The sequence below is a fragment of the Flavobacterium endoglycinae genome, assembly GCF_017352115.1.
Lineage (GTDB): Bacteria > Bacteroidota > Bacteroidia > Flavobacteriales > Flavobacteriaceae > Flavobacterium > Flavobacterium endoglycinae.
On record NZ_CP071448.1, the window covers coordinates 2,627,377 to 2,641,421 of the forward strand.

Consider the following 14,045-nt stretch of genomic DNA (forward strand, 5'->3'; position numbering starts at 1 on the left):
TGTGGATAAACGTATTTTCTATAGATATTTTACCCCACTGGGGCATTCTGCGACTGAATACTGAATACTGAGACTGCGACAGAAAACTGCGATTGAATACTCAATACTAAAAACCTACCCGCAGCCGCAATCCGTGCCGCCGCAATCCTTTTTCTTTTTGGATTTGAAAAAGAACTTTTTGACTAGATAAGCAACGGCTAGTCCTAATATCGTAAAGGCAATAATTTCTTGAAACATAACTTTTTATTTTAAAAGCTGATACGCAATTAATGCGGCAAAATAAGCCAATCCGCTCATGAACACTAACTGCATAGCAGGCCATTTCCACGAGTTTGTTTCTTTTTTGGTAATCGCCAATGTACTCGCGCACTGCATGGCAAAAGCATAAAACAGCAGTAAGGAAATTCCCGTTGGAAAATCAAAAACTTTCTTTCCGGTATCTGGACGAATTTCTGCCTGCATTTTGCTTTTTATGGTCGATTCGTTGTCGGTATCACCAACGCTGTAAATGGTTGCTAAAGTTCCAACGAAAACTTCACGCGCTGCAAACGAACTGATTAGGGCAATACCAATTTTCCAATCGTAACCCAAAGGTTGAATAACGGGTTCGATGGCGCGTCCCATTAATCCGATATAAGAGTTCTCTAGTTTTTGAGAATTGACTTCGTTTTCAAACTGCGTTTCATCTAGAGTGACATTGGCAAATCTTTCTTTTACAATGTTTTCGGCATCATTAAATTCTTTTCCCGGACCGTAAGAAGCCAAGAACCATAAAATGATCGAAATCGCCAAAATGATTTTTCCAGCTCCGGCAATAAAGGCTTTTGTTTTTTCTACTACATTGATACCGACGTTTTTGAAAAGCGGCATTTTGTAACTTGGCATTTCAACCACGAAATAGGTTTTCGATTCTAATTTTAAAACCTTATTTAGAATATAAGCAGACAAAATCGCGGCAGAGAATCCTAAAACGTACAACGCCATTAAGGTTAATCCTTGAACATTTAGAAATCCGAAAACGCGTTTGCTCGGTACCACAAGCGAGATGATAATGGCATACACGGGTAATCGTGCCGAACAGGTCGTAAACGGTGTTACCAAAATTGTAATCAACCGTTCTTTCCAGTTTTCGATATTTCGGGTTGCCATAATTGCCGGAATGGCACAGGCCGTTCCCGAAATCAAAGGCACAACGCTTTTTCCAGAAAGTCCGAATCGGCGCATGATTTTATCCATTAAAAATACCACACGGCTCATATAACCACTTTCTTCCAAAATTGAAATGAACAAGAACAACACGGCAATCTGCGGAATGAAAATAACCACACCGCCAATTCCCGGAATAATTCCCTGCGAAAGTAAATCGGTTAAAATACCGCTTGGCAATGTTTCGGCTGCCCAGCTGCTTAAAGAAGCAAAAGTGCCATCAATAAAATCCATTGGAATGGTTGACCAGCTGAAGATTGATTGAAAGATCAGGAATAAAATCGCAAAGAAAATAACATAACCCCAAACTTTGTGCGTAAGAATACGGTCTAATTTGGCGCGGACATCTTTTGCCATCGAGGCATCGACTTTTAATCCTTCTTTTAAAACATCATTGATAAATTGGTACCGTTTGATGGTTTCCTTTTGCTGAAGGCGTTTTAGTTCAGAATGTGATTTGGTTAAAGTGCTTCGGATTTCATTTCGGTCTAAGTTAGAGAAATTGACATCCTGCGTGATTACCAGCCACAATTTATACATTAATTGATTTGGAAAAGCATGCTGTAGTTTTTGAAAATACTCAGGATCAATTACCGAAGCATTTAAACAGGGTTCGTGTGGAATGGTTTTATAAGAAACGATGAGTTCTTTTAATTTTTCAATTCCGTGTCCTTTTCGTGAACTCACTAAAGCAATTTTGGTTTTTAGTTTTTCTTCTAAATACGGAATGTCCAGTGAAATTCCTTTACGTTCCATACGATCCGACATGTTGATGACTAAAATCGTGGGAATTTCAAGGTCTTTTATCTGGGTGTAAATCAGTAAATTTCTTTTTAGATTCTCCACATCGGTAACCACTACGGCAACGTCTGGATATAATTTGTCGTTTTTATTTAGTAAAAGTTCAATAACTACACTTTCGTCCATCGAGCTGGCGTTCAAACTGTAGGTTCCGGGTAAGTCTAGAATATTGGCTTTTACATTATTAGGTAACTTGCAGAAACCCATTTTTTTCTCTACCGTAATTCCTGGGTAATTTCCCACTTGCTGGTTAAGACCTGTTAACTGGTTGAAGACAGATGTTTTTCCGGTATTTGGATTTCCAATAAGGGCAACATTGATATTCTGAACGCTCATTATAAATTGTTTTGGATAAGTTCAACTTCAATTTCGCGAGCGGTTTCAATACGAATCGCAACATGCGATCCGTTTATGTCCAGATATAAAGGATCTCCAAAAGGAGCAACTTGCAGCAATTCGACTACGCTGCCCGGCAGACAACCCATTTCTAATAATTTTAATGGAATAAGATCTATATCAAAATCTTTGATAATGGCTTTGTCGCCTTTTTTCAGAGTGTGTATAGTATTTTGCAAGCTTATTTAGATTGAGTTTAGATTGCAAAAATAGGTAATTATTATCTATTAAAAGATAATTAACACTTGGACAAATGCTAAATGTTTCTAAAAAGAAGACTTTTTTACTCTTTTGATAAGAAATCTATGTCATCTAAAAGACGTTTGATTTCTTCTGGATTGGTTCCGTCGTAAAATCCGCGGACACGTCTTTTTTGGTCAACCAGCACAAAATTCTCGGTATGAACCATATCATATAATTGATCTGGTCTTCCTAATTTTACGGCCAGATAGGACTGGCGCGCCATTTTGTAAATTTCTTTTTTATCGCCCGTTACCAAATTCCACTTGCTGTCGACCACACCATATTTTACCGCATAGGCTTTTAAAACCGAAACACTATCCACTTCTGGGAAAACGGTGTGAGAAAGCAGCATTACTTTTGGGTTATTCAAAACTGCTTTTTGAACACCTGCCAGATTGGTAGACATTTTTGGGCAGATAGATCCGCAGGTCGTAAAGAAGAAATCAGCAACATAAATTTTGCCTTCGTAATTTTTCTGGGTTATGGTATCGCCGTTTTGGTTTACAAACGAAAAATCGGCAATCGTATGGTATTTACTTTTATACTGAACCGTACTGTCGACCAATTCTGGATTTACATCGGCTGGATTGTAAATAGGTAAGTCTTTCTTTGGCTTTAAAGCCGAATAAAATAAAGATATCGTGATGGCAGAAAATACAATTAATACAATGAAGAATTTGCGGTATTTATAAAGAAGCGATTTCATAAAAGTAATTTGGCGCAAAAGTACAAAAAGAGCGTTTTAAAAGCGGTAACTATAACGGCTTTTTAACAGAATGTATTTTAAGGCAGGTTGTTATACAATTTTATGATGAGGTAAATTATTCAAAAAATTTTAACACGCACTTCCAAATATTCACAATATGTTTGTATAAACACTCGAAACGTATAAATAAATGAAAAAACAACTAAGTAACCCATTGTTTTGTGCTTTTTCGCTAATGCTGTCACTATCAGCTGCAAATGCACAAAATACTCCGGCAAAAGAGCCGGGCATCAACGTATCGTACATGAATACGGCGATTAGTCCAAGTCAAGATTTCTTTAAATATGTAAACGGAACGTGGCTGGACAAAACTGAAATTCCAAGTGATCGTACCACTTGGGGAAGTTTTAACGAGTTAATCAAAAGAACTGACAAAGACGTAATGACAGTTTTAAAAGATGCTTCGAAAAATCCTCAATACAAATCAAACACCGATCAAGGAAAAGCAATCAACTTATTTAATACCTATTTAGATTCTATCGGAAGAAATAAAAAAGGAATTGAACCTTTAAAACTGTATTTGAAAAAAATCGATGCGATTAAAAATGTAGCTGATGTTCAGAAATATTTAATCGAAATGGAAAAAGAAGGCGGTTCGGGATTTTTCGGGATTTACATTGGTGCCGATGATAAAAACAGTTCTAAAAACTCGGTAACTCTTGCCCCAAGCGGACTTGGACTTCCAGATAAGGATTATTACATTTCTGAAGATAAAGATTCTAAAGAAAAACGTGCAAAATACGAATCGCATGTTGCTCGAATGCTTCAGTTTATTGGCGAATCTCCAGAAAAAGCAAAACAAAGCGCTGCCGAAATTTTAGCTTTAGAAACAGAATTGTCTAAGCCAAGGTTAAACCGAGTGGAAAGAAGAGACAGCCGTTTGCAATACAACCCAATGACGATTGCTGATGTTCAAAAAGTAACACCAGCCATTAAATGGAATGAGTATTTTACAGGTTTAGGAATTGCTAAATTAGATACTGTAATTGTAAGCGAGCCAAAATACATGACTGCTCTGCAAACTGTTTTCAAAGAAAATAAAGTAGCACAGTGGAAAGAATATTTAAAATGGGATTTGCTGAATAGTAATGCCAGTAAATTAACTACTGAAATTGATAAAGCTAATTTCGATTTTTACAGCAAAACTCTTAGAGGCGCAATTAAACAGCTTCCTGCCGAAGAAAGAGCACTTAATTTAGTAAACGGAACAGTTGGTGAAGCACTTGGAAAACTGTATGTAGAAAAATTATTTCCTGCTGAAGCAAAAGAGAAAGCGCAGAAAATGATCCAGAATGTGATTTTGGCTTACAAAAACAGAATCAACGCTTTGGCTTGGATGTCTCCAGAAACAAAAGTAAAAGCGATTGAAAAACTGAACAAAATCACCATCAAAATTGGATATCCTGATAAGTGGAAAGATTATTCGGCATTAACGATTAAAAGTGTTGCTGAAGGCGGAACGTATTTCGATAACATGAAAAATGTTTCAAAATGGAATTTCCAAAAAGGAATTGAGAAACTAAACAAACCAGTTGATAAAACAGAATGGGGAATGTCTCCTCAAACGGTAAATGCATATTATAATCCATCGTATAACGAAATTGTATTCCCAGCAGCGATTTTACAACCGCCTTTCTACAATTACCAAGCTGACGAAGCGGTTAATTATGGCGGAATTGGTGCTGTAATTGGTCATGAAATCTCTCACGGATTTGACGATTCGGGTGCGCGTTACAACGCTGAAGGAAATTTAGTAGACTGGTGGACAGAACAAGACTTGAAACAATTTACAGAACTAGGAACTAAACTGGCTGATCAATACAGTGCTTTGGAACCGCTTCCGGGAATTCACGTTGATGGTAAATTTACATTGGGTGAAAACATTGGAGATTTAGGTGGAATCAACGCAGCTTACGACGGTTTACAATTGTATTTGAAAGCAAACGGAAATCCAGGTTTAATTGACGGATTTACGCCAGAGCAGCGTTTCTTTATTTCTTGGGCTACGGTTTGGAGAACGAAAACCAGAGACGAAGCGATTAAAAATCAAGTAAAAACCGATCCGCACTCTCCAGGAATGTACAGAGCGTATGTGCCAATTCAGAACGTGGATGCTTTTTATGATGCTTTTGGAATCAAAAAAGGAGATAAAATGTATGTTGAACCAGAAAAACGAGTTAAAATCTGGTAATCAAATAAGTATAAATAAAAACGGCGCTTTCATTAAGCGTCGTTTTTTATTCTTCAAAAGTTTCAATTAACAAATAAAATCTAATTTGATCTGCTATAATCTGCAAAATCTGCGTGAAATACTTTTGTGCATCGTTTTTTTCACGCAGATTTTACAGATTTGCACAGATTTGAATTTAAGCTTATGCCTAAAATTGATAAATAATAATTTCAGTTACAGGCTGTAATTTAAATAGTATTCTTACAAATCAATTATTTTAAAATTTTAACATTGAAATCAAAATAATAACAATATGTTTGTAATTGTACCAAAAAATGAAATAAAAATGATTAAAAAGCTTTCTAAACCGATGTTTTGTGTGGTTTCTGTAATGTTTTCATTAACTGCAGTTCAGGCGCAAGATGCAAAACCAAAAGAACCCGGAATTGATGTTTCTAACATGGATCCTAAAGTAAGTGCCAAACAGGATTTTTTCCGTTATGTAAACGGTGCCTGGCTTGATAAAACCGAAATTCCAAGCGATAGAAATTCTTGGGGAGGTTTTAATGAACTTCGTCAAAAGACAGACAATAATGCTTTAGCTATTTTAAAAGAAGCTTCAAAAGATCCCAAGTATAAATCGAATACAGATCAAGGAAAAGCGATTGCCTTGTATAATACGATTTTAGATACTATTGGCAGAAACAAAAGGGGAATTACACCGCTTAAACCGTATTTGAAAAAAATCGATGCCATTAAAAATGTAGCCGATCTTCAAAACTACATAACAGAAATGCAGCTTGCAGGAGGTTCAGGTTTTTTTGGCGTGTATGTGGGAGCTGATGCTAAAAATAGTAATAAAAATGCTGTTACGCTAAGTCCGGGAACTTTAGGATTATCAGATAAAGATTACTACAATTCTGATGATAAAGATTCTAAAGAAAAACGTGAGAAATACGAAGTTCACGTAGCCAGAATGATGCAGTTTATTGGAGAATCTCCAGCGAAAGCAAAAGAAAGTGCCAAACAAATCGTGGCTTTAGAAGTGGAAATGTCTACACCAAGATTAGATCGTGTAGAGAGAAGAGATAGAAGAAAACAATACAATCCAACAGCAGTTGCCGATTTGAAAAAGAATACACCTTCTATTCAATGGGAAAAGTATTTCACAGGAATTGGAATGACAAAACTAGATACGGTAAATGTTGCGCAGCCTCGTTATATGATCGCTTTGGAAAAAACATTTACTGAAAAGAAAATAGAAGCTTGGAAAGAATATTTGAAATGGTCTTTATTAAACAAATCTGCTTCAACTTTAACGACAGAGATTGAAAATGCAAATTTTGATTTCTACGGAAAAACATTAACAGGAGCTTTAAAACAACGTCCGCGCGAAGAAGTTGCTTTGCAGGTAATCAACGGAGCAACGGGAGAAGCTTTAGGAAAGTTGTATGTAGAAAAATTATTTCCTGCTGAAGCAAAAGCAAAAGCGAAAGACATGATCGCTAATGTCATGTTAGCTTATGAAAATAGAATCAATGCTTTGCCTTGGATGTCTAAAGAAACTAAAGCGAAAGCCATTGAGAAACTGAACAAATTGACGGTTAAGATTGGATATCCAGATAAATGGAAAGATTATTCAAAATTAGAACTTAAAAATGTAGACGAAGGCGGGACTTATTTTGATAATATGAAAAGTTTAGCAAAATGGGCTTATGCTGAAAATCTTGCAAAACTTGGAAAACCAGTTGATAAAACAGAGTGGGGAATGTCTCCGCAAACGGTTAATGCTTACTTTAATCCTTCGTATAACGAAATTGTATTTCCAGCAGCAATCTTACAGCCGCCTTTCTACAATTACCAAGCTGATGAGGCAGTTAATTATGGTGGAATTGGAGCTGTAATTGGCCACGAAATCTCTCATGGGTTTGATGATTCTGGAGCACGTTACAATGCTGACGGAAATCTTGTAGACTGGTGGACTCCAGAAGATCTAAAACAATTTACAGCTCTTGGCGGTCAATTGGCAGCGCAGTACAGCGCATTAGAACCGCTTCCTGGAATTTTTGTAGATGGTAAATTTACGTTAGGCGAAAATATCGGAGATTTAGGTGGAACTAATGCTGCTTACGATGGTTTACAATTGTATTTGAAAAAGCATGGAAATCCAGGTTTAATTGACGGATTTACTCCGGAGCAGCGTTTCTTTATTTCGTGGGCGACAGTCTGGAGAACTAAATCTCGTGACGAAGCCATTAAAAGTCAGGTGAAAACAGATCCGCACTCTCCAGGAATGTACAGAGCGGTTGTACCTATTAAAAACTTAGATGCTTTTTATGAAGCATTCGGAATTACAAAAGGAGATCCAATGTTTTTAGAACCTGAAAAACGAGTTAAAATCTGGTAACATATTGAAATTGAAAACGGCGCTTATTGAGCGCCGTTTTTTTTATAAGAATGTGTCAAATTATTTTAAATGACTGTAAATGTATGTTTCAATTGCTTTTAATTCTTCATCAGACATTTCCTGAGTAACCGCAAAATTGGTTTTCATAACCGCAAACTGACTCGGATCGACAATGGGTTCTGCTTTTCCTTTTAAGAAAGTAACAATATCGCCTTTTTTGTCTTTGTAGGTTTTTGCAATTTCCTGAATACTCGGGCCAATAATTTTTTGATCCGGCTGATGGCAGGAAGTACAATTTCCTCTTCCTTCAAATAGTTCTTTTCCTAAAGCTTCAGGTGTTGCCACTTTTGATGGTTCAGCTTCTGTATACGATTCGTTGGTTTGAGTATTGTTTTCAGCAGAAACTTCTTTTTTACAAGAGACAAAAGCTAAAACGGCAGCTAAAAATAAAACCTTTTTCATTTTATTTCTTTAAAAGGATGGCTGCTTCTTTAGCAAAATAAGTCGAAATAAGATTAGCACCGGCACGTTTAATGCACATTAACTGCTCCATCATAATTTTATCGTTATCAAGCCAGCCTCTTTCGGCAGCGGCTTTAATCATGGCATATTCTCCAGAAACCTGATAAACGGTTACAGGAACATGTACGGTATTTTTAATTTCGCGAACAATATCCAAATAAGCAATTCCAGGTTTTACCATAACCATATCGGCACCTTCTTCAACGTCAGATAACGCTTCTTTAATAGCTTCAATGCGGTTGGCATAATCCATTTGGTACGTTTTTTTATCTTTTGGAACAGCAACATCGGCTTCTTTTGGAGCAGAATCTAAAGCATCTCTAAACGGACCATAAAAAGCTGAAGCATATTTGGCAGCATAACTCATGATTCCAACATTCTGAAATCCTGCGGCATCTAAACCTTCGCGAAGGCGTAAAACACGTCCGTCCATCATATCGCTTGGCGCCACAAAATCGGCACCAGCTTCTGCGTGAGAAACTGCCATTTTTACTAAAGCGTCAACCGTACTGTCGTTTTCTACATCGCCATTTGTTATAATTCCGTCATGTCCATAAATAGAATATGGATCTAAAGCTACGTCTGGCATCACGATCATTTCTGGACAAGCTGCTTTTATGGCGCGGATAGCTTGCTGCATTAATCCATTTGGATTCCAAGCTTCTTTTCCAGTATTGTCTTTTAGGTTTTCGCTCACCTTTACATAAATATTTACGGCGCGAATTCCTAAATCAAATAGTTCTTTTACTTCTTCAACCGTTAAATCTATAGATCTTCTAAAAATTCCCGGCATGGATGGAATTTCTACTTTTACATTTTCGCCTTCAGCAATAAACATAGGAAACATGAAATCCGAAGGACTTAAACTGGTTTCGCGAACTAAAGAACGAATTGATTCATTTACTCTTAATCTTCTGCCTCTTTGTAATGGGAACATATAATTTTAGATTTTAGATTTTAGATTTTAGATTTTTATCTGATTCAGTGAAAAAGATTGATACATCTTTGTTTCTAAAACGGTAATTGTTTTTTTATTTTTTTGAAGTTGTGCTGCTTTTTACAAGCGTTGCAAAGTTATGGAAAAAGGAACAGAATTAAGCCTTTAGCTTATTATAGAATCCGTTAATATTATCTAAAAAATTAGATTTTTTGCAGTTTGATTTTAGTTTAAGCCGAAGAAATGGCTTCTAAATAAAAGGAAACAAAAATCCCTGAAACATTTCAGGGATTTTATGATTTTATTGAATGGAAGCTTGGTAAATCTCTTTAATCGAATTGCCAAGCTGGGTATTAAATTCGTCATCAGATTGGCCAGCGCTGAGTCCTTCCGATAATGCTCTTGAAAAACTCGCAATCAATCCGTGATTCTCGCTAAGTTTTTGGTTGGCATCTTCTCGAGAATAACCGCCAGAAAGTGCCACAACTCGTACCACATGAGGATCTGATAGTAAATCGCTGTAAAAATTATTTACCGTTGGAATGGAAAGTTTCAGCATTACTTTTACATCTTTATCCAACGAGTTAAGCTGTTTTTGGATTTCATCTTTCAAAATTTGTTCTGACTTTTCTTTATCGGCACTGTAAATATCAACTTCGGGTTCGATTATCGGTACAAGTCCTTTTTCAAAAATCTGCAATCCAACTTCAAATTGCTGTTTTACCACTTCTTGAATTCCTTTCGGATTTGCTTCTTTGATAACAGAACGCATTTTGGTTCCGAAAATCTTTCGTTCTACTGCTCGATCCAGCAATTCATTTAAGTTAGAAATAGGTTTCATCAGTTGGACGCCGTCGGCAGGTTCGGCTAATCCTTTGTCCACTTTTAAAAAAGGGACGATGTGTTTTTTCTCCCATAAATATTCTGCAGTCCATTGTCCGTCGATTTTACGGTCCATCGTATTTTCAAACAAAATAGCACCCAGAATATATTGGCTGTCGAAAGCCGGACTTTTGATAATTCGGGTTCTCATTTCATGTACAAGAGTGTACATTTCTTCTTCATTTGTATATTCGTTTTCTTGTACACCGTATTGTAGTAATGCTTTTGGTGTGCTTCCGCCGCTTTGATCTAATGCTGCAATAAATCCTTTTCCAGAATGCATAAGACGTAACTGCTCATCGTTTATATTTTTCATAACCATGAATTTTAGTTTGTATAAATCTCTGTAATTTAAGCATTTTAATTGGGCTTGATGCTTATTTTTAAGTTAAGATTTCTTACAGACCTATTTTTTCATTGACTTTGTCATAGACTTCTTTTACCTTTTTTGGAGGATCGAATCGGTAACCAACAGAGAGTTTTACAGTAGCAATGTTGTCATTTAATCTTGGATCGACTTTGTCATCTTGCGCAAAACTTACGGTATTCAAACTTGCAAAACCAAAGAATCGGTATTTGTTGTATGCCAATTTTAAATTGAAATCGGCTTGATACAAAGCTGAGGTGTCGCCATCAATATCGTTAATTCCTGCTCCTAAAGCAATTCCCGCTCCAATTAAAACGCGATCACTAATTACGAAATTATAAAAGTAGGCAGGAGCCAATGTAAAGACATACATGTCTCCAGGAGAAGAATCGGGAGTATTTAAATCTAAATTGGTATAATAAAAAGAAAATGACGGAATGAAACTTCCAGAACTTTTTGTCTGCCACTCATTTTGACTAACCAAGGTCTTAAACGAGAATTTGTCATTGAAAACATATGAAGTCGATCCGCCAATTTTGGTGGTGCGCATTTTAGGCAGTTGTGCCGTTGAATTATTGTCGCTTATATAAAATCCTTTTTGATTGATAAAGGTGAAGGACTGCATCCATTTTTTATAATAAAATCGAGTGTTGAAATTAAAGTGTTTGGAATTGGAATCGCCCTTATTTGCTCCAAGAAATTTCGGGGCAAACGCTATACTAATGTCAATAATTCTATAATTCAGGTTGAAACCAATCTGTTCTCTTCGATTCGGAATAAGACTAACGTATATTTTCGGATCCTGCGTATCTGAGGCGATCTGAAAACTATTGGAAGTATCTAGATAATAAGAGCTGATGGTAACTTTATCACTATATGATTTAAAATACGGATTCTGTAAAGTGTCGTTTTGAGCGAAACAGCTAAAAGCATTCACAAATAACAATATACCGAGTAATTTTAAATTCATTTATACAAGTTAAGTTTTTAAATTGCTTCAGCAAAACAAAATATCTATAGAATCGAATTGTCCAACTAAGACAGCTCCAGCGGAGCGACATAAAATTAAATTTCTTCAAAAATATATTCATTTTTAAAATCGATACAAAATAGTTTTAAAAAGCTAATATACTCTTCTTTGAATGTTCTTATTTTATGATGTTCTTCTTGATTTTCAATGTATTTTATAACATTGCCCAATTGTGAATGGCTATATGAAAATGCCCCAAAACCAGTCTGCCACTCAAATTTTCCATTAATCCATTTTTGTTCATTTATGAATTTTGAAGAACTTGATTTAATGTCTCTTACTAAAACTGATAATGAAATATCTGGCTTTATTCCAACTAAGATATGAATATGATCTGGCATTCCGTTAATTGCAATCAGTTTTTGTTTTTGATTTGTGATAATTCCAGTGATGTATTTGTAAATTTCATCTTTCCATTTTGTTGAAATTAAGTTTTGCCTTCCCTTAACCGCAAAAACAATTTGAATGTACAATTGAGAATAAGTATTTGCCATGTTTTAAATTATTAATTGGCAAAGCTAATTAATAATTTTAATTTGTAAGATAAATATTTCTTTTTGTCATTAAAATATGTCGCCCCGCTGGGGCTTCTGTCTAGGCGGTATCGTTTGTTCTATAAATATTTCGCTCCTCTGGAGCTTTCTTAAAATAGCGCCTAAGTCCCAGAGGGATGAAATATTTATAGAATTAAAAAGACCGACCAAACAAGAGCTCCAGCGGAGCGAAATATATTTGTTGACAACCTTAAAAATAAGCATAAAAAAATGCTCCAGTGGAGCATAATATTTATTAGAAATTGAATTGACAACTAAAAAAGAAGCCCCAGTGGGGCGACATATAATTATTTAAATTCAATAAATTTTTAGATTAAGAAATCCACTCACGCAGATTTTCTAATACATTAATTAATTTTTCTTCTTCGCTTCCTGCTTCCGGATGATGATCGTAAACCCATTGCACATGCGGAGGGAGACTCATTAAAATACTTTCAATTCTTCCGTTGGTTTTTAATCCGAATAAAGTTCCTTTGTCGTGAACCAAATTGAACTCCACATAACGGCCGCGACGGATTTCCTGCCACGTTCTTTGTTCTGGAGTATATGGAAGCGTTTTTCTTCTTTCTACAATTGGCACATAAGCTTCAAGGAAACTATTGCCCACTTCGGTTACAAAATTGTACCAGTTTTCCATTGACATAGATTCGGTTGCTTTGCAATAATCAAAGAATAAACCGCCAAGTCCGCGGGCTTCATGACGATGTGCATTCCAAAAATACGAATCGCATTGTTTTTTATATTTTGGATAAAACTCTGGATTGTGTTTATCGCAAGCTGTTTTGCAGGTTTGGTGAAAGTGAATGGCATCTTCCTCAAACAAATAATAAGGCGTTAAATCTTGTCCGCCACCAAACCATTGTTCGATTACATTTCCATTTTCGTCATACATTTCAAAATAGCGCCAATTGGCGTGAACTGTAGGAACCATTGGGTTTTTCGGGTGAATCACCAAACTTAATCCGCAGGCAAAGAAATCTGCTTCGCCAACACCAAACATTTTCTGCATGGTTTCAGGAAGTTTTCCGTGAACAGCTGAAATGTTAACACCGCCTTTTTCGAAAACTGTACCGTTTTCAATAACGCGTGTTCTTCCGCCTCCACCTTCAGGACGTTTCCATAAGTCCTCGCGGAATTTTGTAGTTCCATCAACCGCTTCTAATCCAGCGCAGATCTGGTCTTGTAAATTTTGTATGTATGCGTAAAATTTATCTTTCATGATTTTATGTATTCTGATTTAAGAAGTCCGAAATAAACAGAGTTCTGCAAAGTGCCATCTCCGTTTCTAAATTCGTCTCTTAAAATCCCTTCTTGTTTAAAATTATGTTTTAATGCAATTCGCTGACTAGCGATATTAATTTCTGAAGTGCAAATAAAAACCTTGTTAAGCATTAATTCGTTGAAGCAAAACTTAAGTGCATCGGCAACCATTTTTGATGTAATTCCCTTTCCTTGATAATCTTCATCAATAAAATATCCAAATTCACATTTAGAAATGCGATAATCAATTGTTTTTACACATAAATAACCAATCAAATTGTTTGTTTGAATATCACGGGCGTAAAAATGAAAACCTTCTTTGTTTTTCTCTTTCTCAAGACTGACAGAAATGAAGTTTTGCGCTTTTTCTAAAGAATCAGAATTTGCGAGCGTTACAGGGAAAGTTTTTCCAATGTGCGATTTATTCTTTTCAATTAGTTTATAAAACTCTTCGGGAAGAATATTTTCAATTCGATCTGTTTTCCAATTTATAACACTCATTTT

12 protein-coding genes are annotated in these 14,045 nt (G+C 35.9%); 2 read left to right on the top strand and 10 right to left on the bottom strand.

The features are described from left to right. Positions 1-243 precede the first annotated feature (243 nt). The 3 genes from feoB to J0383_RS11460 all read right to left on the bottom strand — a co-directional run bounded on the left by feoB (position 244) and on the right by J0383_RS11460 (position 3,352). A complete protein-coding gene (feoB, locus tag J0383_RS11450) occupies positions 244-2,343 on the bottom strand; it encodes a ferrous iron transport protein B (protein WP_207298511.1) in 2,100 nt (699 codons plus the stop codon). Further along, positions 2,343-2,582, bottom strand: coding sequence for a FeoA family protein (locus tag J0383_RS11455; RefSeq protein WP_207298512.1), 240 nt, complete (start codon positions 2,580-2,582; stop codon positions 2,343-2,345). The genes feoB and J0383_RS11455 overlap by 1 nt, the downstream gene beginning before the upstream one ends. A 104-nt stretch (positions 2,583-2,686) precedes the next feature. After that, positions 2,687-3,352 (bottom strand): SCO family protein, encoded by a 666-nt coding sequence (locus J0383_RS11460; RefSeq protein ID WP_207298513.1) that lies wholly within the window; start codon positions 3,350-3,352, stop codon positions 2,687-2,689. Between the two features lie 190 nt (positions 3,353-3,542). On the opposite strand from J0383_RS11460, the gene J0383_RS11465 reads away from it, so the two are divergent. Together J0383_RS11465 and J0383_RS11470 are read left to right on the top strand one after the other, a co-directional pair. After that, the gene (locus J0383_RS11465; RefSeq protein WP_207298514.1) at positions 3,543-5,603 is read left to right on the top strand and encodes a M13 family metallopeptidase; all 2,061 of its coding nucleotides are present in this window, start codon (positions 3,543-3,545) and stop codon (positions 5,601-5,603) included. Positions 5,604-5,928: 325 nt separating this feature from the next. Further along, positions 5,929-7,989: a M13 family metallopeptidase gene (locus J0383_RS11470; RefSeq protein WP_207298688.1), complete on the top strand. Its 2,061-nt coding sequence runs from the start codon at positions 5,929-5,931 to the stop codon at positions 7,987-7,989. A gap of 60 nt (positions 7,990-8,049) precedes the next feature. Here the strand turns inward: J0383_RS11470 and J0383_RS11475 are convergent, their stop codons facing one another. The 7 genes from J0383_RS11475 to J0383_RS11505 all read right to left on the bottom strand — a co-directional run bounded on the left by J0383_RS11475 (position 8,050) and on the right by J0383_RS11505 (position 14,042). Further along, positions 8,050-8,451 (bottom strand): c-type cytochrome, encoded by a 402-nt coding sequence (locus J0383_RS11475; protein ID WP_207298515.1) that lies wholly within the window; start codon positions 8,449-8,451, stop codon positions 8,050-8,052. Position 8,452: 1 nt separating this feature from the next. Beyond that, on the bottom strand, positions 8,453-9,448 hold the full coding sequence (gene hemB / locus J0383_RS11480) for a porphobilinogen synthase (RefSeq protein WP_207298516.1): 996 nt from the start codon (positions 9,446-9,448) through the stop codon (positions 8,453-8,455). 301 nt (positions 9,449-9,749) lie between these two features. After that, positions 9,750-10,637: a fructose bisphosphate aldolase gene (locus J0383_RS11485; protein ID WP_207298689.1), complete on the bottom strand. Its 888-nt coding sequence runs from the start codon at positions 10,635-10,637 to the stop codon at positions 9,750-9,752. A gap of 91 nt (positions 10,638-10,728) precedes the next feature. After that, entirely contained in the window at positions 10,729-11,667 is a 939-nt protein-coding gene (locus J0383_RS11490; protein ID WP_207298517.1) for a DUF4421 family protein, read from the bottom strand. A gap of 95 nt (positions 11,668-11,762) precedes the next feature. After that, positions 11,763-12,221 (bottom strand): IS200/IS605 family transposase, encoded by a 459-nt coding sequence (tnpA, locus tag J0383_RS11495; RefSeq protein ID WP_207298518.1) that lies wholly within the window; start codon positions 12,219-12,221, stop codon positions 11,763-11,765. A gap of 373 nt (positions 12,222-12,594) precedes the next feature. Next, the gene (gene hemF / locus J0383_RS11500) at positions 12,595-13,500 is read right to left on the bottom strand and encodes an oxygen-dependent coproporphyrinogen oxidase (protein ID WP_207298519.1); all 906 of its coding nucleotides are present in this window, start codon (positions 13,498-13,500) and stop codon (positions 12,595-12,597) included. Continuing rightward, positions 13,497-14,042 (bottom strand): GNAT family N-acetyltransferase, encoded by a 546-nt coding sequence (locus J0383_RS11505; RefSeq protein ID WP_207298520.1) that lies wholly within the window; start codon positions 14,040-14,042, stop codon positions 13,497-13,499. Before J0383_RS11505 ends, hemF begins: the two co-directional genes overlap by 4 nt. Positions 14,043-14,045: the final 3 nt, after the last annotated feature.

Coding starts and splice junctions, on each gene's coding strand:
- J0383_RS11470 (WP_207298688.1), top strand. CDS start 5,929: ATGATTAAAAAGCTTTCTAAACCGATGTTTTGTGTGGTTTCTGTAATG.
- hemF (WP_207298519.1), bottom strand. CDS start 13,500: ATGAAAGATAAATTTTACGCATACATACAAAATTTACAAGACCAGATC.
- J0383_RS11475 (WP_207298515.1), bottom strand. CDS start 8,451: ATGAAAAAGGTTTTATTTTTAGCTGCCGTTTTAGCTTTTGTCTCTTGT.
- J0383_RS11460 (WP_207298513.1), bottom strand. CDS start 3,352: ATGAAATCGCTTCTTTATAAATACCGCAAATTCTTCATTGTATTAATT.
- tnpA (WP_207298518.1), bottom strand. CDS start 12,221: ATGGCAAATACTTATTCTCAATTGTACATTCAAATTGTTTTTGCGGTT.
- J0383_RS11465 (WP_207298514.1), top strand. CDS start 3,543: ATGAAAAAACAACTAAGTAACCCATTGTTTTGTGCTTTTTCGCTAATG.
- J0383_RS11490 (WP_207298517.1), bottom strand. CDS start 11,667: ATGAATTTAAAATTACTCGGTATATTGTTATTTGTGAATGCTTTTAGC.
- hemB (WP_207298516.1), bottom strand. CDS start 9,448: ATGTTCCCATTACAAAGAGGCAGAAGATTAAGAGTAAATGAATCAATT.
- feoB (WP_207298511.1), bottom strand. CDS start 2,343: ATGAGCGTTCAGAATATCAATGTTGCCCTTATTGGAAATCCAAATACC.
- J0383_RS11505 (WP_207298520.1), bottom strand. CDS start 14,042: ATGAGTGTTATAAATTGGAAAACAGATCGAATTGAAAATATTCTTCCC.